Origin of the sequence: Nocardioides sp. Iso805N, assembly GCF_000364605.1 — a bacterium.
Classification (GTDB): Bacteria; Actinomycetota; Actinomycetes; order Propionibacteriales; family Nocardioidaceae; genus Nocardioides.
The window spans coordinates 61,862-85,470 of sequence record NZ_KB822578.1 but is presented as its reverse complement, the minus strand read 5'-3'; the positions used below and the strand labels follow the sequence as shown (position 1 = coordinate 85,470).

Sequence of the window (23,609 nt, the reverse complement as noted above, 5' to 3'; positions counted from 1 at the left end):
CATTCTGGGAAGGCCAGCCTCACCTGGCTAGACGCCGGCGGGTGAAGCGGAGCACCGTGGGATCAACGTCCACGCATCCCAGCACCGGAGGTTCCGCATGACCACCCTGAGTTTGCCGATCGTGAGCACGTGCAGCGTCGAAGGCTGCTCCTACAACCATGACCACGACTGCCACGCCGGCGCCATCACCGTGATGGAGGACACCGCCGCGTGCGGCACCTACTACGCGCACGGTGACAAGGGCGGGACGCAGGGGACGGGCATGGTCGGCGCGTGCCACCGCACCGACTGCATGCACAACTCCGACCTCGAGTGCACCGCCACGGGCGTCGAGGTCGGGATGGGCGGCGACGTCGCGGACTGCCTGACCTTCGCCAGCGCCAACTGAGACGTCGAGAGGTCAGTTTCTGCCGGTCGAGAGGTCAGTTTCTGCCGGTCGAGGGGTCAGCACCGCCGACGCGGTACGCCGAGCGTCGCGCCGTACCGCTGGGTGCTTGGCGGCTGTCAGTCCACCCGGTGCAGGCGGCGCGCGGCCTCGGCCGTCGAGCCGCTGAGCGAGGGGTAGACGGTGAACGTGTTGGCGAGCTGATCGACCGTGAGGTTGGCCTTGACCGCGAGGCTGATCGGGTGGATCAGCTCGCTGGCGCGCGGGCCGACCACGACGCCGCCGATGACGACGCCGCTGCCGCGTCGGGCGATGACCTTCACGAACCCGTCGGTGATGCCCTGCATCTTGGCGCGCGCGTTGCCGCTGAGGTCGAGCTTGACCACGTCGGCCTCGATCTCCCCCTCTGCCAGCGCGGCCTCCGACCAGCCGACGGTGGCGATCTCGGGGCTGGTGAAGACGTTGGAGCTGATCTCCTTGAGGTCGACCGGCTGGACCGCGTCGCCGAGGAAATGTCGCATCGCCACCCGCCCGGCCATCGCGGCCACGCTGGCGAGCATGAAGCCGCCGGTGCAGTCACCCGCGGCGTACACGCCCGGGGCCGAGGTGCGGCTGACCTTGTCGATCTTGATGAAGCCGCTCTCGTCGAGCTGCGCACCGGCCTCCTCGAGGCCGAGACCCTCGGTGTTGGGGATCGAGCCCAGCGCGAGGATGCAGTGGCTGCCGGTGACGGTGCGGCCGTCGGCGAGGGTGACGGTGACGACGCCGCCGTCCCGGGTCACCGAGGCCATCCGCGAGTTGCCGAGGATGTTCATGCCGCGCCGCTCGAGCACGTCCTGGAGCACCTCGGCCGCGTCCGCGTCCTCGCCCGGCAGCACCCGGTCACGGCTGCTGACCAGGGTGACCTGGCTCCCGAGCGCGAGATAGGCGCTGGCGAACTCGGCACCGGTGACGCCCGAACCGACCACGATCATGTGCTCGGGCCGCTCGTCGAGGTCGTAGACCTGCTCCCAGGTGAGGATCCGCTCGCCGTCCGGCTGGGCGGACGCGAGCACGCGCGGACGTGCGCCGGTGGCGATCAGCACGCTGTCGGCGTGGAGGACCTCCTCGCTGCCGTCCGGCTTGGTCGCGATGACCTCACCGCCGCCGACCCCGGCACGCTTGCCGAGCCGGCCGAGCCCCTTGACGATCCGGATGTCGCGACGGGTGAGCCGACCCTCGATGTCCGCGGACTGCGCGGTAGCCAGTGACTTCACCCGCGCATTGACCTTGGCGAGGTCGACGCTGAGCTGGGTCGCCGCATCACCCTCGCTGTCGGCGAAGCTGATGCCCAGCTCGGCAGCCTGGGCCATGTCGGTCATCACCTCGGCGGTGGCGATGAGGGTCTTGCTCGGCACGCAGTCGGTGAGCACCGCACTGCCGCCGATGCCGTCGCGGTCGACGACGGTGACCTCGGCTCCCAGCTGCTGCGCGACGAGCGCGGCCTCATATCCGCCGGGTCCTCCACCGATGATCACGACCTTTGGCATGGCGTCATCCTCTCATCAGCCTCGTGCGCGCCCGAAATGGCCGAGAGGTCACTTTCCGCGCATCGAGATGCGCGGAAAGTGACCTCTCAACCTGCAGAAAGTGACCTCTCGACTCAGAGGTTGATCATGTGGCCGGCGATGCCGTGAATGGCCTCCTTGACCGCCTCGCCCAGGGTCGGGTGAGCGAAGACGTTGCGGCCGACCTCGTCGGCGGTGAGGTCCCACTGCTGGGCCAAGGTCAGCACCGGCAGGAGCTCGGTCACGTCGGGGCCGATCATGGCGGCACCGATGATCTCGTTGTGCTCCGCGTCGGCGATCACCTTGACGAAGCCGACGGCCTCGCCCAGGCCCTGCGCCTTGCCGTTGGCCGAGAACGGGAACGACGAGGTCTTGACGTTGTAGCCCTTCTCCTTGGCCTGCGCCTCGGAGTAGCCGAAGGAGGCGATCTGCGGCTGGCAGTAGGTCGCCCGCGGGACCATGTCGAAGTTGATCTCCATGGTCTCGGCGCCCGCGATGGTCTCGGCGGCGACGATGCCCATCGCCTCGGCGACGTGGGCCAGCATGAACTTGCCGGTGCAGTCGCCGATCGCGTAGACGCCCTCGACGTTGGTCTGGCCACGGCCGTCGATCGCGATCGCCTTGCGCTCGGTCAGCTCGACGCCCGCGTTCTCCAGGCCGAAGCCCTCGACCCGCGGCGCGAAGCCGAAGGCAGCCAGGAACTTGTCGGCCTCGAGCACCTGCTCCTCGCCGCCGGCCGCCGGGGCGACCGTGACGCGCACGCCCGAGCCGGTGTCCTCGACGCCCTTGACGGCGGTCGAGGTCAGCACGTTGACGCCGAGCTTCTTGTAGTGCCGGGCGAGCTCCTTGGAGACGTCCGCGTCCTCGGTCGGGACCATCCGGTCGACGTACTCGATGATGGTGACGTCGACCCCGAAGTTCTTCAGGACGTAGGCGAACTCGACACCGATCGCGCCCGAGCCGCCGATGATGATCGACTTCGGCAGGTTCGCGTCGAGGATCTGCTCCTCGTAGGTGACGATGTTCTGGCCGTTGGGCGTGACACCCGGGACGCTGCGCACGGTCGCGCCGGTGGCGATGATCAGGTTGTCGAAGGTGTAGGAGACGGTCGCGCCGTCGTGCCCCTTCACGTCGATCGCCTTCGGGCCGCTCAGCGTCCCCCAGCCGTCGATCTCGGTGATCTTGTTCTTCTTCATCAGGTAGTGAACGCCCTTGACGATGCCGGCGCTCACCTGGCGGGAGCGGGCGTGCGTCGGGCCGAACGACATCGTGGCATCGCCCTCGATGCCGAACTTCGCCTTCTCGTGGGTCAGCACGTGCGCGAGCTCGGCGTTCCGTAGCAGGGCCTTGGAGGGGATGCAGCCGACGTTGAGGCACACCCCGCCCCAGTACTTGTCTTCCACCACGGCTACGGTCTTGCCGAGCTGGGCGGCGCGGATGGCGGCGACGTAGCCACCGGGGCCAGCGCCGAGGACGAGGACATCGAAGTGGGTCACGGCTCAAGGGTAGACGGCACGAGCCTCCCACCCGGTGTCGCCTTCGACACCCGCCGGTAACGTTCGCTCCGTGAGCCTGTACGCCGCCTACGGGGCCAACCTCGACCCCGCCCTCATGGCGCAACGCTGCCCGCACTCCCCACTGCGCACCACGGGCTGGCTGGGCGAGTGGCGACTCACCTTCGGCGGCGAGGAGCACGGCTGGGACGGCGCGCTGGCCACGATCGTGCCGGACCCGTTCGAACAGGTCTTCATCGCCATCTACGACGTCACCCGCGAGGACGAGCACACCCTCGACGAGTGGCAGTCGACCGACACCGGGCTCTACCGGCGTACGAAGGTCCGGATCAACACGCTGACCGGCGATGTGGTGGCGTGGACCTACGTCCTGGACGCCTACGAGGGTGGTCTGCCCTCGGCGCACTACCTGGGCACCATCGCGGCCGCCGCGGAGGCAGCCGACGCGCCCGCCGACTACGTGCGGTGGCTACGCACCCGCCCGTGCCGCTCGATCGAGCAGTGAGCTAGGCGGTCCTGCGGAGCCGACGCTCGCGCAGGACCGAGGCGCCGAGCGTGACCGCGACGCCGAGGACGATGTAGACCACGATGACCCACACGCGGCTGGCGACGCCCTCGCCTCCGAAGTAGACGATGCGCCGGACCGCGTCGGTGCCGGCGCCGTTGGGGATCCAGGCGCCGACGCCGCGCCACAGCGAAGGCAGCAGCCGGGCCTGGTAGGCACCGCCCGCACTGGGATTGCCGATGACCACGAAGAGCAGCACCGTCAGGCCGATTCCGATGGTGCCGAAGAGGACCTGGAAGGCCATCGTCACCGTCGCGGCGGAGAGCACGAGAAGGGTGCCGAGGCCCCACAGCGCCCAGAAGTGCCCGGTCAGCGCGCCCAGCCACTGGTCGACGATCAGAGCGCCGCCCAGCCCCGACGCGAGCGCGTAGGGCACGGTGGCACCGAGCCGGATGGCCGCCCGACGCGGCGTGGCCGGTCGAGCGCCCTTGGCGACACCGAGCAGCGACGCGACCAGATAGCCCCCGACGAGCCAGCCGACGACCAGGTAGAAGCCGCTGAGGCCCCGTGCGTCGCCCGACTGGAGCGGCACGACGTCGGTGACCTTGACGGTGCGGCCGTGCTGGGCGCCCACCTGGTTGGCGAGCTCCTCGAGAGCGGTCGCCAGCGAGGCGCCCCCGCCGGATCCGACGATCAGCTCGTCGGTCGTCGAGGTGGGGTCGACGACCAACACACCGGCGAGGTCGGCCGACTTGACGCGCTGGACCGCCGTCGCCCGATCGGTGACGATCTCGGGTGCGAGCGGATGCCCGGCGGCGGCGTCGAGCTGCTGCTTCAGCTGGGCGGCCTGCTGCTGGGGCGCGACCACGCCGATCGGCACGTCGTGCGGGGTCGGGTTGTGGAAGGCGCCCACGTAGGAGGCGACGAAGGCCAGCTGGACGAACAGCACCCCGAGGACCAGCAGCACGGTGCGCACCGACACCGCGTCCTTGAGGTCTTCCAGCAGTCCGACATCCGGCTTCTCGGCGGTCTCTTGCTCTGGGCTCGTCACGGCCCCGACCCTACGGTGGACCGCGGCTGCCTGTCGTCGATCGTGGCGCGCATCTCATGATGCCCGCCGGTCGACGACGTCGTCCGCGGGCAGCGGCCAGACATCGTCGTCAGTGGCCAGGTGGATCACCTCCAAGGGGACTCCGGCAGCACGGCACGCCGCGTAGGCCCCGCCAGCGATCGCACGGTCGGCAGCGCTCGGCCCTCCGCCGCCCGGACGCACGAACAGCAGCGCGATCCGCCCACCCGGCACCAGGTCGGCGAGCAGGTCGCGCCAGAGCGTCGCGGCGGCGGCGTGCCCCTCCCCATCGATCTCGTCCGGCAGGTCGGCGACCTCGCACACCTGTGGCAGCGGACGGCCATCGGGCGCGACCAGGGAGAACCACAACGCTCGACGCCTCCAGCCGAGCGGCTGCATCAGTGTGCGCCACATCTGCTCCACGTCGGCCTGGGACACAAGCATCGGAGCGAACGGCTCCTTGTCGAATCAGTCATGGCTCCCACGCTCGTTCGCCGGTGCGGGAGCCGCAAACGGTCCTCCACAGCAGGGGCGCTCGACGTCGTGTTCGGTCCACAGGGCAGCCTCCGGCACCGTCGTCCACAGCCACGTCGCGCTCAGCCCGAACCGTGACGACCTGCGGCGCCACCCGTCGGCTGCTTCCGCCCATGGTCGGGTGAAGCCGTAGGGTCGCACCCATGACCGAGGGAACGCCTTACCAGCTCGCCCAGGAGGCGGCCACCGAGCTCGCCCGGATCACCGGCGTCGAGCGCCACGACGTCGCGCTGGTCCTCGGCAGCGGCTGGCTGCCCGCCGTCGACGCACTCGGCACGCCGAACGCGGAGATCGACACCACCGACCTGCCTGGGTTCAGCGCCGCAGCGGTCGCCGGCCACAGCGGCAAGATCCGCAGCGTCCGAGCCGGCGAGAAGAACCTGCTGGTCTTCCTCAGCCGCACCCACTACTACGAGGGCAAGGGCGTGGCCGCGGTCGTGCATCCGGTCCGCACCGCAGCCGCGGCCGGCTGCCGCGCGATCGTGCTCACCAACGGCTGCGGCGGTCTCAAGCCGACGTGGTCGCCTGGTACGCCGGTGCTGATCAGCGACCACATCAACCTCACCGGCACCAGCCCCTTGGTCGGTGCCAACTTCGTGGACCTCACCGACCTCTACAGCCCCCGGCTCCGTGCCCGCGCGAAGGAGCTCGACCCGAGCCTGGACGAGGGCGTCTACGTGCAGTTCCCCGGACCGCACTACGAGACCCCCGCCGAGGTCCGGATGGCCGGCATCATCGGCGGCACCCTGGTCGGCATGTCCACCACGCTCGAGGCGATCGCCGCCCGCGAGGCGAAGATGGAGGTGCTCGGCATCAGCCTGGTCACCAACCTCGCCGCCGGCATCAGCGACCAGCCGCTCAACCACGCAGAGGTCCTCGAGGCCGGTCGCGCCGCTGCCAGCCGGATGGGAGAGCTGCTCGCGCGCATCGTCCCCGAGATCTGACCTGCGGGCTCGGCGAGGAGATCGACGCCTACCGGCGCTGGGAGCCGGCGTCGTCGTGCGGGCCTGACGCCCCGAGACGACGGGTCAGCCCCGCGCGTCCCCCGGCCATCATCCGGGCGTGGTTCCAGCGCAGGAAGGGCCGTGCTAGGGCGGCCACCGGCGCCAGCCAGCCATGCACGGTCACCCGCTGCTCCCAGACCAGCTCGGTGTCCTCGCCGTACGGCGTCAGCGTCCAGCGCACGTAGCCGCGCAGGTGGCCGTCGATGGCGACCTCGATGGTCGGCAGCTCGCGGCTGACGGCGTGCAGCCGCAGCTCCAGCGTGTAGGGCAGCGCCGAGCGGCACAGCACCACCGCGTCGTCCTCCCCCGCCTTGGCCACCGCCACCACCTGCGGCCACCACTCGGGATAGTGCTCGAGGTCGACCAGCAGATCGCGGACCCGCTCCGGCGGACCCGTCACGGTCCAGTGCTCGCGGAAGACGTACGGCGTAGCCATGACCCCATCCTGCCGGGATAGCGTTCGACCATGACCCTTCGTGAGGCCTCGTCCCTCGGCTCCTCAGGGACCACGTCGCTGCTGGAGACCGCACGCGCCTGGCTGGCCGACGACCCCGACCCCGAGACTCGCGAGGAGCTCGCCGCCCTGGTCGAGGCGGCGCCGGCCGACGAGGACGCCGCCGCCGACCTCGCCGACCGGTTCAGCGGCACGCTGCAGTTCGGTACGGCGGGGCTGCGCGGTGCCCTCGGCGCAGGCCCCAACCGGATGAACCGGGTGGTGGTGATCCGCGCGGCCGCCGGCCTGGCCGCCTACCTGAAGAAGACCGGCGCGCACGGCCCCGTCGTGATCGGGTACGACGCGCGGAAGAACTCCGACGTCTTCGCCCGCGACACCGCCGAGGTGATGACCGGCGCGGGCTTCGAGGCACTGCTGCTGCCGCGCGCCCTGCCCACCCCGGTGCTCGCCTTCGCGATCCGCGACCAGGGCGCGGTCGCCGGTGTGATGGTGACCGCCAGCCACAACCCGCCGCAGGACAACGGCTACAAGGTCTACCTGGGAGACGGATCCCAGATCGTGCCGCCGGCCGACGCCGGGATCGCCGCGCAGATCGACGCCGTGGGCGCGCTCGCCGACGTCCCCCGCGGCGACGCCGGCACCGTGCTCGGCGACGACCTGGTCGGTCGCTACCTCGCCCGTGTCTCGTCCCTGGTCGACACGTGCGGCCCCCGTCAGATCAGCGTGGTGCACACCGCGCTGCACGGTGTCGGCTCCGACCTGATGCTTCGCGCCCTGCGACTGGCCGGCTTCCCGGAGGCCATCAGCGTGGCCGAGCAGGCCGAGCCCGACCCGGCGTTCCCGACGGTGGCCTTCCCCAACCCCGAGGAACCGGGCGCGATGGATCTCGCGCTGGCCAAGGCCGCCGAGGTCGGTGCCGACCTGGTCGTGGCGAACGACCCGGACGCCGACCGGTGCGCCGTCGCCGTACCTGCGCCTGAAGGGTGGCGGATGCTGCGCGGCGACGAGGTGGGCGCGCTCCTCGCCGACCACCTGCTGCGCACCGGCACCCGCGGGACCTATGCCTGCTCGATCGTCTCCTCCTCGCTGTTGGCCAAGCTGGCCGCGGCACACCGGCAGCCGTTCACCGAGACGCTGACCGGCTTCAAGTGGATCGGCCGCGTCGAGGGGCTCGCGTTCGGCTACGAGGAGGCGCTGGGCTATTGCGTCGACCCCGATGTGGTCAAGGACAAGGACGGCATCTCCGCGGGGATCCGGATCGTGGAGCTCGCCGCCCTGTTGAAGGCGGAGGGACGCTCCCTGCTCGACCGGCTCGACGAGATCGCGCTGCAACACGGTCTGCACGCCACCGACCAGCTCTCTGTCCGCGTCGTCGATCTGGCCGAGATCACCCGCGCCATGGAGCGGCTGCGAGCCGCTCCCCCGGCCTCACTCGGCGGCCGGGCGGTACTGTCGACCGACGACCTCAGCGAGGGTACGGCGACGCTGCCGCCGACCGACGGCCTCCGTTACGGACTCGAGGGCGGGGCGCGCGTGATCGTGCGGCCCAGCGGCACCGAGCCGAAGCTGAAGTGCTACCTCGAGGTGGTCGTGGACGTCGCCGACGACCTCCCGCGAGCCAGGGCCGAGGCCGTGAACCGGCTGGAGCGGCTGAAGGCCGACGTCGGGGCCGCGCTGGCCCTGTGACCCGGCCCTCTCACCGGGCGGGTGGTCAGCGTTGCGGCGCGCCCCCGCACGGTGGGTTCACGCCTGGTTCACGCGGCCCTCAGGGGATCGCCGGCCGGCCGAAGTAGTAGCCCTGAGCCAGGTGATAGCCCAGGTTCTGCAGGGTGGCGGCCTGATACTCGTTCTCGACGTGCTCGGCCACCAGCCGGACGCCGAGGCTCTTGGCCATGGTCACCACGGCTCGCAGGATCGGGACGTCGTGACCCTCTCGGATCGTGCAGACCAGTGCACCGTCGACCTTGATCAGGTCGATCGGCAACAGCTCGATGCGTCGCAGCGAGGAGTAGCCCGCGCCGAAGTCGTCGATCGCCACCTGCGCCCCCAGCGCGCGCAGGCCGTGCAGGTTGAGCGCGACCTGCGGGTCCTCGTCCTCGAAGACGCTCTCGGTCACCTCGAAGATGAACATCTCGCCGGGCAGTGCCCACTCCTCCAGGAGCCTGCGGACGTTCTCGGCGTAGTCGGCCCCGCGCAGCTCGTGCACCGAGACGTTGACCCCGATCGAGCGGTTCGAGTTGCGCACCATCGTCGCCAGCCGGCAGCACTCCGCCAGCACCCAGGCACCCAGGGAGTGGATCGCACCGGTGCGCTCGGCCTGCGGGACGAAGTTGAGAGGTGCGATCTCGCCGCGGCCGGGGCGCTCCCAGCGGACCAGCGCCTCGTAGCTGACGGTCTCTCCGGTCGGCAGATCGACGATCGGCTGCAGCATCACCCGCATCTCGCCGTTGGAGATCGCCGATTCGAGCTCGCTGGCCGCGCGCTCGGGATCGCCGTACACGACGGTGCGGTCGCGACCCGTTGCCTTGGCGTCGTAGAGCGCCACGTCGGCGCGGTTGAGCAGCATCGAGCCCGAGTCGCCGTACTGCCAGGCGGCGACGCCGGCTGAGACGGTGGTGCCCTCGACGATCGCGGCGCGGAGCCGGTCGGCGAGGTCGGCAGCGCGACCGAGCGGCGTGCTGGGAAGCATCACCACGAAGTGGTCTCCGCCGTAGCGGCTCAGGAGGGCGTCGGGGGGAAGCATCGCGCGCCATGCCGCGGCGCATTCGACGATGATCCTGTCGCCGTACCTGTGTCCGCCGCTGGCGTTGACCCGCTTGAAGTAGTCGAGGTCGAGTGCCACGAGCGCACCCTGACCGCCCCCTCGCTCCAGGCGCGCCAGCTGCTCCTCCAGCCGTCGTTCGAACCCGTGCCGGTTCAGCAGCCCGGTGAGCGGGTCCTGGTGCGCGCCGTCCGCGACCCGGGCCAGCCAGGCGACCATGCCGAACATGCCCAGCGCGCAGCCGGCCCGCATGACCACGTCGCTGGCGGTGGTGCCGAGGGTGTGCAACGCCCACGAGCCGAGCACGATGGTGAGCAGCAGGACGAGTACGGCGCGCCGCAACGGCAGCAGCAGCGCCGCCGCCGTGAGCGGCAGCAGGAAGCAGGCGCTGAAGGAGCTGGCGTTCAGCGAGCTGGCGGCCGTCCTGACCAGGGTCGCGACGCCGATGACCACCGTGACGAGGAGTGCGACGAAGAGCCACCTCGGTGCCCGGGCGCCGAGCACGTACCAGCCGACAGCGGAGCCCACCGCGACCGCTCCGGCGACGAAGCGCCACAGGTGCGCAGCGTGGGATCCCGGGACGAGAGGCGCGCACAGCATCAGCAGGACGCCGCCGAAGGTCAGGAAGAACGCGCCGCTGATCCGCCGCGTGCGGCTGGTCGCCAGGGCCGGCGGCTCACGCCAGGCGCGTGCGAGGTCGAAGGACCATGCGTCGCCAGCAGCCGACCGAACCATCACACCACTCCTGTCATCGTTCCGGATACTGCCGGTATCGCGGGGTGATGTCGAGGAGGACGCGGGAATATCGCCTCAAATGGCGATGAGGACGACGAGGAGGATCACGGCAACGACCATCGCGGTGATCTCCGGCCAGACCCACGTACGCCGGACCCCTGGCGTCGCAGCGCCGTCGCGGCCGTCGCTGCCGTCGACGGCGGCGCGTGCCCTCGCCTCGGCGATCGCCGTGCGGAGGGTGTCCTCGACCATGTCGACATAGATCGTCTCGGTGTCAGGACGCTCCGGTCCGCTCAGGGCGAGGCGGCCAGGAGGCCGTCGCTGCCGGCGGCGCGCCAGCGCCGGTGAGACGTAGCGCCGCCCGTCGACGGTGACCTCGAAGAACCGCACCACGCGCATCCTGTCGACAGACGCCAGCGGGATCCGGAGGTCGGAGAACATCTGCCGGTAGACCAGGTCGTCCTCGGTGACACCGACGCAAGGACGCAGCAGCGTGACGTAGGTCAGGACAGCGGCCAGCACGAGTACGCCGAAGACGACCAGGGGTGCGCCGTCGATCACGGCGAAGACCGCCACGGCCGCCCAGAGCACGAGCGTCAGGACCCCGGTCGTGCGCCCGTTGGCCGTGAACCACCGCACCTGCTTCGCTGACTCCTCGCTCATCGTGCCGTCACCATAGACTGACCCGGTGAGTGCCGCCGACATCGCCCGCATCATCGACCACACCCTGCTGAAGCCCGAGGCCACCCGCGCCGACGTGGAGGCGCTGATCGCCGAGGCGGTCGAGCTGGGCACCTACTCCGTGTGCGTCTCTCCCTCGATGCTGCCGCTCGCGGTCCCCGAAGGGCTCAAGGTCGCCGTGGTGTGCGGCTTCCCCAGCGGCAAGCACACCTCCGCCGTCAAGGCCGCCGAGGCCGCCGAGTCGGTCGCCCTGGGCGCCGACGAGATCGACATGGTGATCGACATCGGCACCGCACGCGAGCATCGGTACGACGACGTGCAGGCCGACATCGCCGCCGTGCGATCCGCGGCGCCGAGCCCCACCGTGCTCAAGGTGATCATCGAGTCGGCCGCCCTCACCGACGAGGAGATCGTCGGCGTCTGCACCGCCGCGGTCGCGGCGGGCGCCGACTTCGTGAAGACCTCCACCGGCTTCCACCCGGCCGGCGGTGCCACCGAGCACGCCGTCCGGCTGATGCGGGAGACCGTCGGCCCGGACCTCGGGGTCAAGGCCTCCGGCGGCGTCCGCACGCTGGCGCAGGCCGAGGCGATGATCGCCGCCGGCGCCACCCGGCTGGGTGTCTCCGGCTCGCGCGCGCTGCTCGCGGACGCGGGCTCCGACGTCGGCTCCGGCTACTGACCCTGTGACCGCTCGGGTGGTCCCTGAGGAGCCGAGGAACGAGGCGTCGCGAAGGGTCATCGTCGTGGCCGGACCGTCCGGCTCGGGCAAGTCGCGGCTGAGCCGCCGCCTCGGCCTGCCGGTGTTGCGCCTGGACGACTTCTACAAGGACGGCGGCGACCCCTCCCTGCCCCGGATCCGGACCGGCCCCAACGCCGGCCTGGTCGACTGGGACGACCCCGAGTCCTGGTTGCGGGCGGATGCGATGCGGGCGATCGGCGAGCTGTGCGCCACCGGCACCGCCGAGGTCCCGGTCTACGAGATCGCGCACGACGGCCGCACCGGGGTGCAGACGCTGACTCTGGACGAGCACGCCGCGTTCGTGGCCGAGGGGATCTTCGCCCAGGAGATCGTGGCCGCATGCGAGCACGCCGGGCACCTGCTGGCGGCGTACTGCATCACGCAGCGGCCGGTCGTGACGTTCTGGCGGCGACTGGTGCGTGACCTGCGCGAGCGGCGCAAGCCGCCGCTGGTCCTCGTGCGCCGCGGGCTGGCCCTGATGCGCGCCCAGCGGCGGGTGGTGGCCGACGCACTGGCGAAGGGCTGCCGGGTGGCGACGCCCGAGCAGGCCTACCGCGAGCTCCGAGCCCGCCTGCGCCCGCAGACGGCGATCCTGCCCGCCGGGCTGCGTCAGCCCGACAACGACTCCTGCGGCGCCACGGCCGTGGTGGTGGCGCGGATGCTGCGCGATCCGGCCTGGGCAGCCGAGATCAGGCCGCGGTTCGGCCGGGTGGTGCAGGAGACGCACCGCAGCTTCCACGGCTGGCCGCGGCGGCTGGGCACGGCCTTCTGGTCGGTGGCACACCAGCTGCACGAGATCGAGGGCGTGCGCTACACCCTCGGCCTCGGCTACCTCTCCCCCGGCAGGGCGTTCGACCGACTGCACGCTGCCGCGACCCGCGGCTTCTTCTCCGGCCTCTACGTCGGCACCCGGTTGCTGCCGCGGCACGTGACCCTGGTGGTGAGCACCGACGGCGACGCGCTGCAGGTCTTCGACCCGGCGGACGGAGCAGTCCGCACCCTGACCCGCGAGCAGTTCACCGCGCACCGGACCGGGCTGGGCGGCTGGCCGCGGGTCTGGTCGATCGTCGTACCACGCTGAGGTCCCGACGCCACTGCCGCGACGAGCGTCAGAATGCGAACAGCGCCGTCAGGTCCAGGTCGACCGTGCCGTGCTCGCCGACGACCAGCCGGCCCGCGGGCGTCTGCGTGTCGAGCTCGAGGACCGGCGTCCAGACGCCACCGTCGTTGCGCAGCGCCACCAGTGTGTTCTCGAAGCGGTCGACGAGCAGGTAGTAGCCGATCCCGCCGGCAAGGTACTCGTCGAGCTTGCGGACCCTGTCCTCGGTGCGGCTGCTCGGCGAGATCACCTCGGCGACGAGCAACGGCATGACCGTGTTCCAGACCTCGTCACCACTGTCGGCCCCGACGACCTCGACGAAGACATCGGCGATCCGCCGGGACCGAGCAAGACTGATCCCGCCCTCTTGGTAGGCCTCGACGCCGTCGAGGGCGTCCTCAATCAGACGCACCAGCCGCTTCGCCACCAGCTGATGTGGCCGCGTACCGGTCGGGCTCATGACGGCGAGCCCGTCCACCCACTCAGCTCGCACGCCTTCGGGCGGATCGAGCGCGAGAAAGCTCGCGAGCGACATCGGCACCCGTCGTACGGGCTCCTCGACAGCGGCTGGCATGACGACCCCCTGCGAACCGGACACATCCGACTCCCCCATGGTGACACCGATCCCGAGCTCTCGGGGCACCATCAGCCTGCTGTGCACGACCGTTCCGCGAAAGCACCCCGGGCGGATCTGTGGAAAACCGACCCGGCCCCGGCGCATGCTGGGTGCATGTCGACGATCACGCCGCACCTCTGGTTCGACACGCAGGCCGCCGAGGCGGCCGCCTTCTATGCCTCCGTGTTCCCCGAGGCCCAGGTCACGAGCAGCGCCACCCTGCACGACACCCCCAGCGGTGACAGCGACGTGGTCGCGTTCACGCTCTGGGGACAGGACTTCATGGCGATCAGCGCCGGCCCCGTGTTCTCGATCAACCCGTCGATCTCCTTCACCGTGAACGTCGATCCCAGCCGGGTCGAGGACGCGCCGGCGCTGGTGGACCGGCTGTGGGGCGCGCTCAGCGAGGGTGGCAGCGAGCGGATGCCGCTGGGCGAGTACCCGTTCAGCAAGCGCTACGGCTGGGTCGACGACCCCTTCGGCGTCTCCTGGCAGATCATGCTGACCGACCCGGCCGGTGAGCCGCGGCCACCGATCCTGACCTCGCTGCTCTTCGTCGGCAACGCCGCCGGGCGAGCGGAGGAGGCCGGCGCCACCTACCGGGACCTGTTCCCCGACTCGCGCCCCGGCCGGTTGGTGCGCTGACCCGAAGGCATCGAGCACACGGTGCCGGAGACGATCATGTTCAGCGACTTCCGACTCGGCGACTCCTGGTTCACCGCGATGGACAGCGCCGATCCGCGACACGCCTTCGGGTTCAACGAGGCGGTCTCGCTGGTGGTGCGCTGCGCCGATCAGGCCGAGGTCGACCGACTCTGGCAGGCGCTCTCGGCAGTGCCCGAGGCCGAGCAGTGCGGCTGGCTCAAGGACCGGTTCGGCGTCTCGTGGCAGATCGTGCCCGCAGCGATGGACACCATGCTCTCCCAGGGCACGCCCGAGCAGGTCGACCGAGTCGTGCAGGCCTTCATGCCGATGCACAAGATCGATCTCGCCACGCTGGAGGCCGCCTACGCGGGGTGACTCGCTCTTGACGTCATGTCTCAGTCGGCGAGCGCGGCGTACCCCTCCTTGATCCGGTGGATCAGGTCGACCCGCTCGTCGTAGGGCAGGAACGCCGACTTCATCGCGTTGGTGGTCAGCTTCTCCAGCTGGGCCAGGTCGTAGCCGAAGGCGTCGACCAGGCCGGCCATCTCCGCGCTCATCGAGGTGCGGGACATCAGCCGGTTGTCGGTGTTGACCGTGACCCGGAAGCCGAGATCGGCGAGCAGCCCGATCGGGTGCTCACCGATCGAGGCCGCGGCCCCGGTCTGGACGTTGGAGCGAGGGCAGATCTCCAGCGGGATCCGCCGGTCACGGACGTACGCCGCCAGCCGACCCAGGGTGGCTGTGCCGTCGGGCGCGACCGTGATGTCCTCCGCGATGCGCACGCCGTGACCGAGCCGGTCGGCACCGCAGGGGTGCACCGCCTCCCAGATGGACGGCAGCCCGAAGCCCTCGCCGGCGTGGATGGTGTAGCGCATGTTCTCGGCGGCGAGCAGCTCGAACGCCGCCAGGAACCGGGTCGGCGGGAAGCCCGCCTCGGGCCCGGCAATGTCGAAGCCGGCCACACCCCGGTCGCGCCAGTCGATGGCCAGCAGCGCGATCTCGGAGGCGCGGGCTGCCTGCCGCATCGCGGTGAGCAGCTGCCGCACCCGGATGCCGGGGCGGGTCGCCATGCCCTCCTCGAAACCGCGATGCACCGCTGCGACGACCTCCTCCAGCTCCAACCCACCGTCGAGGTGGAGCTCGGGTGCGTAGCGGATCTCGGCGTACACGACGCCGTCATCGGCCAGGTCCTCGACCGCCTCGCGCGAGACGCGGGTGATGGCGTCGGCGTCCTGCATCACCGCGACCGTGTGGCTGAAGGTCTCCAGGTAGCGCTCCAGCGACCCCGAGTCGGCGCTCTCGGCGAACCAGTCCGCGAGCGTCTCCGCGGTGGTCGCCGGCAGCGCGTGCCCGATGCCGGCAGCGAGCTCGAGCACGGTGGCCGCGCGCAGGCCGCCGTCGAGGTGATCGTGCAGGAGGACCTTCGGTGCCTGGACGATCTGGGCAGGAGTGGGCTGCTGCTGGTTGGATCGCACAGGACCATCCAAGCAGGAGGAACCGATGCGCGTCTTCACCACCTACGACGAGATCACCGCAGCCGCAGGCGAGCCGCTGGGCAGCACCGACTGGGTCGAGATGACCCAGGAGAGGGTCAACGCCTTCGCCGACGCCACCGACGATCACCAGTGGATCCACGTCGACGTCGATCGCGCTGCGACCGGCCCGTTCGGCGGCACGATCGCACACGGCTACCTCACCCTGTCGCTGGTCCCCTGGCTCGGTGCCCAGCTCTTCTCCCTCGAGACCCCAGGCGCCAAGCTCAACTACGGCCTGAACAAGGTCCGCTTCCCCAACCCGCTCCTGGTCGGCAAGCGCTTCCGCGGCACCGCCACCTTCTCCGACGTCACCCCCCTCCCCGCCGGCCTCCAGGCGACCATCTCCTACACCGTGGAGATCGAGGGCGAGACCAAACCGGCCTGCGTCGCCGAGACCCTGGTCCTCCTCCTCGACAGCTGACCGCCGGCCGGAACGACTTGCCGCCGGGCGCGCCGGACGGAGGGACACGCCGCGGGGCGCGCCGGACGGAGGGACACCGCAGCGGCGCTGCCGCAGCCGGAGCTTCCCGTGAGGGACGAGCGGGGAGCGGAGCGAGGCCTGCCGCCAGGTGTCCCTCCGGCAGGCGCGCCCCGCGGCACCACACCACCGGCAGGCGCGCCCCGCCACGCGGCACGGAGGCACGACTCAACCCGTACGGAGGCCCGACTCAACCCGTACGGGGGCCCGACTCAACCGGTGGTCAGGAGATCCGGTCGAGGATCAGCGCCGAAGCCGTGTACGCCGCCCCCGCGGGCGAGATGTCATATCCGCCCGCCAGCGCCGCCAGCGCCCGCTCGAACCGCTCCGGGGTGTCGGTATGCAGGGTGAACAGCGGCTGCCCCTCGGTCACCCGATCGCCGGGACGGGCGTGCCAGACGACGCCGGCGCCGTACTGCACCGGGTCCTCCTTGCGCTCGCGACCAGCGCCGAGCCGCCAGGCGGCCAGGCCGACCGCGAGCGCGTCCAGCCGGGTCAGTACACCGGTGGCCGAAGCATTGACCACGTGCGTCTCGCGGGCCACCGGCAGCGCCGCGGTCGGGTCGCCGCCCTGGGCGGCGATCATCGCCCGCCAGGCGTCCATCGCGCGGCCGGAGGCGAGCACCTCGGCCGGATCCACGTCGGTGACGCCGGCGCCGAGCAGCATCTCCCGCGCCAGCGCGACGGTCAGCTCGACCACGTCGGCGGGTCCGCCGCCGGCGAGCACCTCGACCGACTCGGCGACCTCGAGTGCGTTGCCGGCGGTCAGACCGAGCGGGGTGGACATGTCAGTGAGCAGCGCGACGGTGTGGACGCCGGCGTCGGTGCCGAGATCGACCATCGTGCGGGCCAGCTCCTGCGCGTCGGCCAGCGACTTCATGAAGGCACCGCTGCCGACCTTCACGTCCAGCACCAGCGCGCCGGTGCCCTCCGCGATCTTCTTGCTCATGATGGAGGAGGCGATCAGCGGGATCGACTCGACGGTGCCGGTGACGTCGCGCAGTGCGTAGAGCTTCTTGTCGGCCGGGGCCAGGCCCGCGCCGGCGGCGCAGATCACGGCACCGACGTCCTCGAGCTGGGCGAACATCGCCTCGTTGCTCAGCGACGCCTGCCAGCCGGGGATGGACTCGAGCTTGTCGAGCGTGCCACCGGTGTGGCCCAGGCCCCGGCCGGACAGCTGTGGCACCGCGACCCCGCAGGCGGCCACCAGCGGCGCGAGCGGGAGGGTGATCTTGTCGCCCACTCCCCCGGTCGAGTGCTTGTCGGCGGTGGGGCGCGAGAGCGACGCGAAGGACATCCGCTCGCCGGTCGCGATCATCGCCGCCGTCCAGCGGGCGATCTCGCGGCGGCTCATCCCGCGCAGGAGGATGGCCATGTTGAGCGCCGCCATCTGCTCGTCGGCGACCCGCCCGTCGGTGTAGGCGCGGATCACCCAGTCGATCTGGCTGTCGCTCAGCTCCGCACCGTCGCGCTTGGTGTGGATCACCTCGATCACGTCGTGCGAGGTCTCGGTCGTCATGTCAGATCCTCTGGTCCGAAGGCATCGGGCAGTACGTCGGTCATGGTGCGCTCGCCGCGCGGGGTCAGCAACACCAGGGCAGGGCCGCCGTTCTCCCACAGCAGCTGGCGGCAGCGGCCGCACGGCATGATCAGCTCGCTGGCGCCGTTGACGCACACGAAGTGCGTCAGCCGGCCACCACCCGTCAGGTGCAGCTGAGAGACCAGGCCGCACTCGGCGCAGAGCGTCACGCCGTAAGCGGCGTTCTCGACGTTGCACCCGCTCACGATCCGGCCGTCCTCGACGAGCGCGGCAGCACCCACCGAGAAGCCCGAGTACGGCGCGTACGCGTGCTCGGCGGCGCTCTCGGCGGCCGCCCTCAGGGTGGCCCAGACCTGGGCCGACGGCTCACTGCTTGACATAGGGCTCACCGTCAGCGGCCGGGGCGCGCACCTTCCCGACCAGGCCGGCCACGGCCACGATGGTGGCGACGTAGGGCAGCATCGCCAGGAAGTACGACGGGATCGCGTGGGTGTTGATCGACAGGTTGTTCTGCAGCGCGATCGCGAAGCCGAACAGCAGCGCCGCGGCGGTGGCGCCGCGCGGCGACCAGCGCCCGAAGATGACCGCCGCCAGCGCGATGAAGCCGTTGCCGGAGGTGATGTTCTTGGCGAAGCCGCCGACCGATCCGATGGTGAAGTAGGCACCACCCAGCCCGGCGATGGCCGACCCGATCAGGACGTTGCGGTAGCGCAGCGCCAGCACCTTGATGCCGACGGTGTCGGCGGCCTTCGGGTGCTCGCCGATCGCGCGGGTACGCAGGCCCCAGCGGGTGCGGAAGAGCGCCACGTCGACACCGAAGATCAGGATGTAGGTCAGGTAGACCACGATGTTGGCCTCGAAAAACAGGGGGCCGATCACCGGGATCGAGTGCAGCAGCGGGATGTCGATCTCCCCGAGCACGCCCGGGGTGTTGAACTTCTCGCTGTCGGTCTGCATGAACGCGTCGAAGAGGAAGCCGGTCAGACCCGCGGCCAGCACGTTGAGCACCACGCCCAGCACCACCTGGTTGACCAGGTAGCGGATCGCGAACACCGCCAGCAGCACGCCCATGAAGGCGCCCGCCGCGAGCGCACCGAACAGGCCGACCCAGGTCACCGCGACGCTGCCGACCAGGGCGGCGGCCCAGGCGCCGGCCAGCATCTGTCCCTCGATGGCGACGTTGATGACCCCGGAGCGCTCGCACATCACGCCGGCGAGCGCACCCAGGATCAGCGGCACCGACAGCCCGATCGAGTTCTGCAGGAGGCCGACGACGTCGATGTCGGGATTGTTGCCCTGCGTGGAGACCCAGCAGAAGAACGCAACCATGAACAGCACGAACGCGATCCCCGCGACCCACGGCGTGGCCCGCTTGCCGAAGCCGCGCACCGCCTGCCAGGCGGCGATGCCGAGCAGCACGACGCCGACGACGATGACGGTCGCCTTGGCGGGGAGCGAGACGGTGTGAGTATCGAAGACGAGGTGGGCGGTGCCACCGTCCACGTCAAGGCCGAGCCACACCAGCGAGATCAACCCGAGTACGGCGTAGGCAGCCGCACGCAGCAGTCGCGTGCGGGGGCTGAGCGAGGTGTCGACGACCCGATGGTCGACGGTGAGGTCCTCGGTCTGCACGGCGGCGCTCATCGGGGTCCCCGATCGATTGTTTGGCGGAGGAGCGAAGCGGAGGAGCTGAATCGCGTGGGGTGGCTCATCCGTTCCACCCCTTCGCGAGCTCGGCTCCCACGGAGGGCCCGGACGTCTTGAGCCGGTAGATCGAGCGGATCAACGCCGGCGCGGCGATGAAGAGGACGATCAGCGACTGGATCACCTGGACCAGCTCGATCGGCGCGTACTGCTGCATCAGCGGACCGCCTGCCCGCAGGGCGCCGAAAAGCAGACCGGCGAAGACGGTGCCGACCGGGTTCGCCCGACCCAGCAGCGCCACGGTGATGGCGTCGAAGCCGATGCCGCCGTCGATGTCGCTGGTGATCTGCGGGTTGGTGCCGAGGACCTGCGAGACACCGGCGAGACCGCAGAGCGCGCCCGAGATCAGCATCACCACGATGTAGCTGTTCTCCACGTGCATGCCGGCGGTCCGGGCCGCGAACGGGTTGGCCCCGACCGCCCTGAGCCGGAAGCCGAGCCGGCTGTACTTCAGCAGCCACCAGACGAGCCAGGCCGCGGCCAGCGACAGGATCAGGCCGAGGTGCACCCGCAGGCTGCTGCCGAGCAGCAGCGGAAGGGTGGCGTTGTGGTCGACCGGGTTGGCGATCGCCTGGCCGTACGGCGGGGCCTGGAAGCCCTTGACCGAGAGCAGGTAGCCGAGCAGGTTGATCGCGACGTAGTTGAGCATGATGGTGGTGATGACCTCGTGCGCGCCGGTGCGGGCCTTGAGGAAGCCGGCGATGCCGCCCCACAGCGCCCCGCCCAGGATGCCGGCCAGGATCGCCGCGACCAGGTGGATGCCGGCGGGCAGGTGCCAGTGGAAGCCCACGAAACCGGCGAAGACGGCGCCGATGATGATCTGGCCCTGACCGCCGATGTTGAACAGACCGGCCCGGAACGCGACACCGACGGCAAGACCGCCGGCGATCAGCGGGGTGGCGTTGGTCAACGTCTCCGAGATCGGACCGAGGTAGCCGGCCATGGTGCCGTTGGCGGCGGTGTGCGGGTTGAAGATCGCGCCGTAGAACAGCGCCTGGTAGGTATGCCAGATGGCGGACCAGGCGTACCGGAAGGTGTCACCGGGGTAGTGCGCGAAGTACTGCAACGAGTCGCGGGTCTGCTTGTCGGAGATCGCGATCAGGACCGCCGAGATGACCAGTGCCGTCACGAATGAGAGCACCGTGACCAGGGCGGTGTCCCAGGCCTGGCTTCGGCGCTTGGCCGAAGCAGTGTCCGGAGCCGGCGCGGGGGCGGGGGTCTCCGCCGTGGTGGCGCTCATCGGGTCTCTCCCGTGCTCTGCTCGCCCGGGTTCTGCGCGCCCGGGTTCTGCGCGCCCGGGTGGGGGCCGTCGGCCTGGCCGGCCATCAGCATGCCGATCTCCTCTGCGTCGGTGCCCGCGGGCACCTCACCGATGATCTTGCCGCGATACATCACGCCGATCCGGTCGGCGAGGCCGAGGACCTCGTCGAGCTCGCTCGAGATCAGGATGACCGCGGCGCCGTTGTCGCGCTCGGCGACGATCCGCTTGTGGACGAACTCCATCGATCCGACGTCCAGACCGCGGGTCGGCTGGGCGACGATCAGCAGCTTCAGCTGCCGCGACATCTCGCGCGCGAGCACGACCTTCTGCTGGTTGCCGCCGGATAGCGTGGAGGCGGCGTGGTCGATCGAGGAGGTGCGGACGTCGTACTCCTCGACCTTGCTCTCGGCGTGCTGCCGGATGTGCTTCAGGTCCAGGTTGAGCCGGCCCGAGTAGGGCTCCACGTCGTAGAGGTCGAGCACCATGTTCTCGGCGACCGTGAAGCTCGAGACCAGGCCGTCGTGCAGGCGGTCCTCGGGGACGTAACCCACGCCGAGGCCGAGGATGTCGTCGGTGCTCATCCGGGTGACGTCGACACCGGCGACCCGGATGCTGCCCTCCGATGCCCGGTCGAGGCCGACCAGCGCCTCGGTGAGCTCGGTCTGGCCGTTGCCCTGGACGCCGGCGAGCGCATAGATCTCGCCGGACCTGACGGTGAAGCTGACGTCGTCGACCGTGACCGCGCCGGCCTCGTCGAGGACGCGTACGCCGGAGACCTCGACCACGTCGGCCCCCGGCTGCGCGGGCGTCTTGTCGACGTTGAGCTTGACCGGGCGCCCCACCATCAGTGAGGCCAGCTCGGCCGGGCTCGACTCCGGCGATGCGGTGCCCACGACCTTGCCACGACGGATCACGGTGATCTTGTCGGCGACCGCCCGGACCTCCCGCAGCTTGTGGGTGATGAAGACGATCGCCGTGCCGCTCTCCTTCAGCGAGACCATGATCTTCATCAGGTCGTCGGTCTCCTGCGGCGTCAGCACGGCCGTCGGCTCGTCGAGGATCAGCACCTTGGCGTCGCGGACCAGCGCCTTGAGGATCTCCACGCGCTGCTGCACGCCGACCGGCAGGTCCTGCACGAGCGCGTCGACGGGGACGGCCAGGCCGTAGCGCTGCGAGACCTCCTGCACCTCGCGCCGTGCGCGTCGGCGATCCAGCCTGCCGACGATGCGGGGCAGCAGTCCGCGGACACGCTCGTGCCCGAGCTCGATGTTCTCCGCGACGGTGAAGACCGGGATCAGCATGAAGTGCTGGTGCACCATGCCGATGCCCGCGGCCATCGCGTCGCCGGGGCCGGAGAACGTGACCGGCTCGTCGTCGACGAGGATCTCGCCCTCATCCGGCTGGTAGAGCCCGTAGAGGACGTTCATCAACGTGCTCTTGCCAGCGCCGTTCTCGCCCAGCAGCGCATGGATCTCCCCCGGCTCGACGACCAGATCGATGTGGTCGTTGGCGGTCAGAGAGCCGAAGCGCTTGGTGATCCCCCGAAGTTCGAGCTTCACCGCACCTCCTTGGTCGATCTCACACTAATGGGCACGAAAGCGTCGCGGGGGAGCCCAGGGCTCCCCCGCGACGATTCGTCGTACTGCTCAGATCAGCGTCACTTCGGCTGGCTCGGCGAGGTGATCTTGATGGCGCCCGACTCGATGTCGGTGGTGACCTTGCTCAGCGAGTCCTTGACGCTCTGCGGGACCTTCGAGTCGAAGTCGTGGAACGGCGCGAGGCCGGTGCCACCGTTCTGCAGGGTGCCGACGTAGTTGCCGGTCGGGTAGGTCCCGGTGCCGACCTGCTTCATGTAGTCCTGCACCGACTGCGAGAGACCCTTGGTCACCGAGGTGATGAAGTACTTGCCGTACTGAGCGGCGCTCTCGTAGCCGTCGGTGTCGACCCAGATCAGGTTGACCTTGCCGCCCGAGGCCTCGGCCGCGGCACCGGCGCCCAGACCCGAGCCGCCGGCGACCGGGAAGATGATGTCAGCGCCCTGCTGGATCATCGCCTGGGTGATCGACTTGCCCTTGTTCTGATCGGTGAAGGAGCCCGAGAACGTGCCGCCCTTCTGGTCCTTCTCGTTCCAGCCGAGGACCTTGACGCTCTTCTTGTTCTGCTGGTTGTAGTACTGGACGCCCTCCCAGAAGCCGTCCATGTAGATCGTCACCGGGGGGATGTTGAGACCGCCCCAGGTGCCGACGGTGCCGGACTTGCTCATCGCCGCGGCGAGGTAGCCCCCGAGGAAGCCGCCCTGGGCGGTGTTGAACTCGAGGCCGTAGACGTTGCCGGCGGTCGACGGGTTGTCGATCTCCGCGTAGTGCTGGCTCGGGTTGGCCGTCGCGATCTTCTTGACGTTGTCGGCCATCAGACCGCCGACCGCGATGATCGTGTCGCAACCGGCGTTGGTCTGCGCGGTCAGGTTGGGCGTGTAGTCGTTGCTGGTGTTCGAGGCGACGTACGAGGGCGTGATGTTCGGGTTGGTCTTGGCCGCGGCCTGCAGGCCGTCCCACGAGGACTGGTTGAACGACTTGTCGTCGACACCGCCGGTGTCGAGCACCATGCAGGCCTTGATCTTGGCGCCGGTGGCAGCACTCGTCGAAGAGCCCGCGCTGGAGCTGCCGGAGGCGTTGTTGTCCGCCTTGCTGGAGCAGCCGGCCGCGATCAGCGCGACTGCGCCCATCGCGGCGATGGTCTTGGCAACGTGACGCAAAGGTCCTCCTTGGGATCGCGGCAGCCCGACCGGCGCCGCACCGATGCG

General features: G+C 70.4%; 24 protein-coding genes. 9 read left to right on the top strand and 15 right to left on the bottom strand.

What is annotated here, in order from left to right; genetic code table 11:
- The first annotated feature begins 97 nt into the window (after positions 1-97).
- Positions 98-388 carry a DUF1540 domain-containing protein gene (locus tag H036_RS0110210; protein ID WP_017934690.1) on the top strand — a complete coding sequence of 97 codons (291 nt, stop codon included), beginning with the start codon at positions 98-100 and terminating at the stop codon, positions 386-388.
- A 116-nt stretch (positions 389-504) separates the two neighbouring features.
- On the opposite strand, the gene H036_RS0110205 is transcribed toward H036_RS0110210, so the two are convergent.
- Together H036_RS0110205 and lpdA are read right to left on the bottom strand one after the other, a co-directional pair.
- A complete protein-coding gene (locus tag H036_RS0110205; protein ID WP_017934689.1) occupies positions 505-1,914 on the bottom strand; it encodes an NAD(P)H-quinone dehydrogenase in 1,410 nt (469 codons plus the stop codon).
- A gap of 113 nt (positions 1,915-2,027) precedes the next feature.
- A complete protein-coding gene (lpdA, locus tag H036_RS0110200; RefSeq protein WP_017934688.1) occupies positions 2,028-3,428 on the bottom strand; it encodes a dihydrolipoyl dehydrogenase in 1,401 nt (466 codons plus the stop codon).
- 70 nt (positions 3,429-3,498) lie between these two features.
- On the opposite strand from lpdA, the gene H036_RS0110195 reads away from it, so the two are divergent.
- Positions 3,499-3,951 (top strand): gamma-glutamylcyclotransferase, encoded by a 453-nt coding sequence (locus tag H036_RS0110195; protein ID WP_017934687.1) that lies wholly within the window; start codon positions 3,499-3,501, stop codon positions 3,949-3,951.
- Position 3,952: 1 nt separating this feature from the next.
- Here H036_RS0110195 and H036_RS0110190 read toward each other — a convergent pair whose 3' ends face one another.
- Both H036_RS0110190 and H036_RS24375 read right to left on the bottom strand, forming a co-directional pair.
- Positions 3,953-5,002 carry an ABC transporter permease gene (locus tag H036_RS0110190; RefSeq protein WP_017934686.1) on the bottom strand — a complete coding sequence of 350 codons (1,050 nt, stop codon included), beginning with the start codon at positions 5,000-5,002 and terminating at the stop codon, positions 3,953-3,955.
- A gap of 54 nt (positions 5,003-5,056) precedes the next feature.
- A complete protein-coding gene (locus H036_RS24375; RefSeq protein WP_017934685.1) occupies positions 5,057-5,464 on the bottom strand; it encodes a hypothetical protein in 408 nt (135 codons plus the stop codon).
- A gap of 233 nt (positions 5,465-5,697) precedes the next feature.
- On the opposite strand from H036_RS24375, the gene H036_RS0110180 reads away from it, so the two are divergent.
- The gene (locus H036_RS0110180) at positions 5,698-6,498 is read left to right on the top strand and encodes a purine-nucleoside phosphorylase (protein WP_017934684.1); all 801 of its coding nucleotides are present in this window, start codon (positions 5,698-5,700) and stop codon (positions 6,496-6,498) included.
- A gap of 28 nt (positions 6,499-6,526) precedes the next feature.
- Here H036_RS0110180 and H036_RS0110175 read toward each other — a convergent pair whose 3' ends face one another.
- Complete coding sequence (locus H036_RS0110175; RefSeq protein WP_017934683.1) at positions 6,527-6,994, bottom strand: SRPBCC family protein; 468 nt, start codon at positions 6,992-6,994, stop codon at positions 6,527-6,529.
- A 30-nt stretch (positions 6,995-7,024) separates the two neighbouring features.
- Between H036_RS0110175 and H036_RS0110170 the strand changes: the two genes are divergently transcribed.
- Complete coding sequence (locus tag H036_RS0110170) at positions 7,025-8,698, top strand: phospho-sugar mutase (protein ID WP_017934682.1); 1,674 nt, start codon at positions 7,025-7,027, stop codon at positions 8,696-8,698.
- Positions 8,699-8,777: 79 nt separating this feature from the next.
- On the opposite strand, the gene H036_RS22445 is transcribed toward H036_RS0110170, so the two are convergent.
- Together H036_RS22445 and H036_RS0110160 are read right to left on the bottom strand one after the other, a co-directional pair.
- Positions 8,778-10,508 carry a putative bifunctional diguanylate cyclase/phosphodiesterase gene (locus H036_RS22445; RefSeq protein ID WP_017934681.1) on the bottom strand — a complete coding sequence of 577 codons (1,731 nt, stop codon included), beginning with the start codon at positions 10,506-10,508 and terminating at the stop codon, positions 8,778-8,780.
- 75 nt (positions 10,509-10,583) lie between these two features.
- Positions 10,584-11,171, bottom strand: a complete 588-nt coding sequence (locus H036_RS0110160) for a hypothetical protein (protein ID WP_017934680.1) — start codon at positions 11,169-11,171, stop codon at positions 10,584-10,586.
- A 25-nt stretch (positions 11,172-11,196) separates the two neighbouring features.
- Between H036_RS0110160 and deoC the strand changes: the two genes are divergently transcribed.
- Both deoC and H036_RS25905 read left to right on the top strand, forming a co-directional pair.
- Positions 11,197-11,868: a deoxyribose-phosphate aldolase gene (gene deoC, locus H036_RS0110155; protein WP_017934679.1), complete on the top strand. Its 672-nt coding sequence runs from the start codon at positions 11,197-11,199 to the stop codon at positions 11,866-11,868.
- 64 nt (positions 11,869-11,932) lie between these two features.
- A complete protein-coding gene (locus H036_RS25905) occupies positions 11,933-13,009 on the top strand; it encodes a hypothetical protein (protein WP_017934678.1) in 1,077 nt (358 codons plus the stop codon).
- Between the two features lie 28 nt (positions 13,010-13,037).
- On the opposite strand, the gene H036_RS0110145 is transcribed toward H036_RS25905, so the two are convergent.
- Positions 13,038-13,601, bottom strand: a complete 564-nt coding sequence (locus tag H036_RS0110145) for a Uma2 family endonuclease (protein WP_157417242.1) — start codon at positions 13,599-13,601, stop codon at positions 13,038-13,040.
- Positions 13,602-13,757: 156 nt separating this feature from the next.
- Between H036_RS0110145 and H036_RS25680 the strand changes: the two genes are divergently transcribed.
- Positions 13,758-14,288, top strand: a complete 531-nt coding sequence (locus H036_RS25680) for a VOC family protein (protein WP_017934676.1) — start codon at positions 13,758-13,760, stop codon at positions 14,286-14,288.
- Positions 14,289-14,309: 21 nt separating this feature from the next.
- The gene (locus H036_RS25675; RefSeq protein WP_017934675.1) at positions 14,310-14,663 is read left to right on the top strand and encodes a VOC family protein; all 354 of its coding nucleotides are present in this window, start codon (positions 14,310-14,312) and stop codon (positions 14,661-14,663) included.
- A 20-nt stretch (positions 14,664-14,683) separates the two neighbouring features.
- On the opposite strand, the gene H036_RS0110135 is transcribed toward H036_RS25675, so the two are convergent.
- Complete coding sequence (locus tag H036_RS0110135; protein WP_017934674.1) at positions 14,684-15,763, bottom strand: adenosine deaminase; 1,080 nt, start codon at positions 15,761-15,763, stop codon at positions 14,684-14,686.
- A gap of 25 nt (positions 15,764-15,788) precedes the next feature.
- Here H036_RS0110135 and H036_RS0110130 point away from each other — a divergent pair, with 25 nt between their 5' ends.
- Entirely contained in the window at positions 15,789-16,244 is a 456-nt protein-coding gene (locus H036_RS0110130; RefSeq protein ID WP_017934673.1) for a MaoC family dehydratase, read from the top strand.
- 280 nt (positions 16,245-16,524) lie between these two features.
- On the opposite strand, the gene H036_RS0110125 is transcribed toward H036_RS0110130, so the two are convergent.
- From H036_RS0110125 to H036_RS0110100, 6 genes are all read right to left on the bottom strand, one after another.
- Positions 16,525-17,820: a thymidine phosphorylase gene (locus H036_RS0110125; protein ID WP_017934672.1), complete on the bottom strand. Its 1,296-nt coding sequence runs from the start codon at positions 17,818-17,820 to the stop codon at positions 16,525-16,527.
- Positions 17,817-18,221 (bottom strand): cytidine deaminase, encoded by a 405-nt coding sequence (locus H036_RS0110120; protein ID WP_017934671.1) that lies wholly within the window; start codon positions 18,219-18,221, stop codon positions 17,817-17,819. The genes H036_RS0110125 and H036_RS0110120 overlap by 4 nt, the downstream gene beginning before the upstream one ends.
- Positions 18,208-19,485: an ABC transporter permease gene (locus H036_RS0110115; protein WP_017934670.1), complete on the bottom strand. Its 1,278-nt coding sequence runs from the start codon at positions 19,483-19,485 to the stop codon at positions 18,208-18,210. Before H036_RS0110115 ends, H036_RS0110120 begins: the two co-directional genes overlap by 14 nt.
- 64 nt (positions 19,486-19,549) lie before the next feature.
- Positions 19,550-20,785: an ABC transporter permease gene (locus tag H036_RS0110110; protein WP_017934669.1), complete on the bottom strand. Its 1,236-nt coding sequence runs from the start codon at positions 20,783-20,785 to the stop codon at positions 19,550-19,552.
- Positions 20,782-22,365, bottom strand: a complete 1,584-nt coding sequence (locus H036_RS22430; RefSeq protein ID WP_017934668.1) for an ABC transporter ATP-binding protein — start codon at positions 22,363-22,365, stop codon at positions 20,782-20,784. The genes H036_RS0110110 and H036_RS22430 overlap by 4 nt, the downstream gene beginning before the upstream one ends.
- A 98-nt stretch (positions 22,366-22,463) precedes the next feature.
- Positions 22,464-23,561, bottom strand: a complete 1,098-nt coding sequence (locus H036_RS0110100; protein ID WP_017934667.1) for a BMP family lipoprotein — start codon at positions 23,559-23,561, stop codon at positions 22,464-22,466.
- Positions 23,562-23,609 lie beyond the last annotated feature (48 nt).

Excerpts from the sequence above, each read along its gene's own strand:
- H036_RS0110210 (WP_017934690.1), top strand. The coding sequence starts at position 98 with ATGACCACCCTGAGTTTGCCGATCGTGAGCACGTGCAGCGTCGAAGGC.
- H036_RS0110205 (WP_017934689.1), bottom strand. The coding sequence starts at position 1,914 with ATGCCAAAGGTCGTGATCATCGGTGGAGGACCCGGCGGATATGAGGCC.
- H036_RS24375 (WP_017934685.1), bottom strand. The coding sequence starts at position 5,464 with ATGCTTGTGTCCCAGGCCGACGTGGAGCAGATGTGGCGCACACTGATG.
- H036_RS0110180 (WP_017934684.1), top strand. The coding sequence starts at position 5,698 with ATGACCGAGGGAACGCCTTACCAGCTCGCCCAGGAGGCGGCCACCGAG.
- H036_RS0110175 (WP_017934683.1), bottom strand. The coding sequence starts at position 6,994 with ATGGCTACGCCGTACGTCTTCCGCGAGCACTGGACCGTGACGGGTCCG.
- H036_RS0110170 (WP_017934682.1), top strand. The coding sequence starts at position 7,025 with ATGACCCTTCGTGAGGCCTCGTCCCTCGGCTCCTCAGGGACCACGTCG.
- H036_RS22445 (WP_017934681.1), bottom strand. The coding sequence starts at position 10,508 with ATGGTTCGGTCGGCTGCTGGCGACGCATGGTCCTTCGACCTCGCACGC.
- H036_RS0110160 (WP_017934680.1), bottom strand. The coding sequence starts at position 11,171 with ATGAGCGAGGAGTCAGCGAAGCAGGTGCGGTGGTTCACGGCCAACGGG.
- H036_RS0110145 (WP_157417242.1), bottom strand. The coding sequence starts at position 13,601 with ATGCCAGCCGCTGTCGAGGAGCCCGTACGACGGGTGCCGATGTCGCTC.
- H036_RS25680 (WP_017934676.1), top strand. The coding sequence starts at position 13,758 with ATGTCGACGATCACGCCGCACCTCTGGTTCGACACGCAGGCCGCCGAG.
- H036_RS0110130 (WP_017934673.1), top strand. The coding sequence starts at position 15,789 with ATGCGCGTCTTCACCACCTACGACGAGATCACCGCAGCCGCAGGCGAG.
- H036_RS0110125 (WP_017934672.1), bottom strand. The coding sequence starts at position 17,820 with ATGACGACCGAGACCTCGCACGACGTGATCGAGGTGATCCACACCAAG.
- H036_RS0110120 (WP_017934671.1), bottom strand. The coding sequence starts at position 18,221 with ATGTCAAGCAGTGAGCCGTCGGCCCAGGTCTGGGCCACCCTGAGGGCG.
- H036_RS0110115 (WP_017934670.1), bottom strand. The coding sequence starts at position 19,485 with ATGAGCGCCGCCGTGCAGACCGAGGACCTCACCGTCGACCATCGGGTC.
- H036_RS0110110 (WP_017934669.1), bottom strand. The coding sequence starts at position 20,785 with ATGAGCGCCACCACGGCGGAGACCCCCGCCCCCGCGCCGGCTCCGGAC.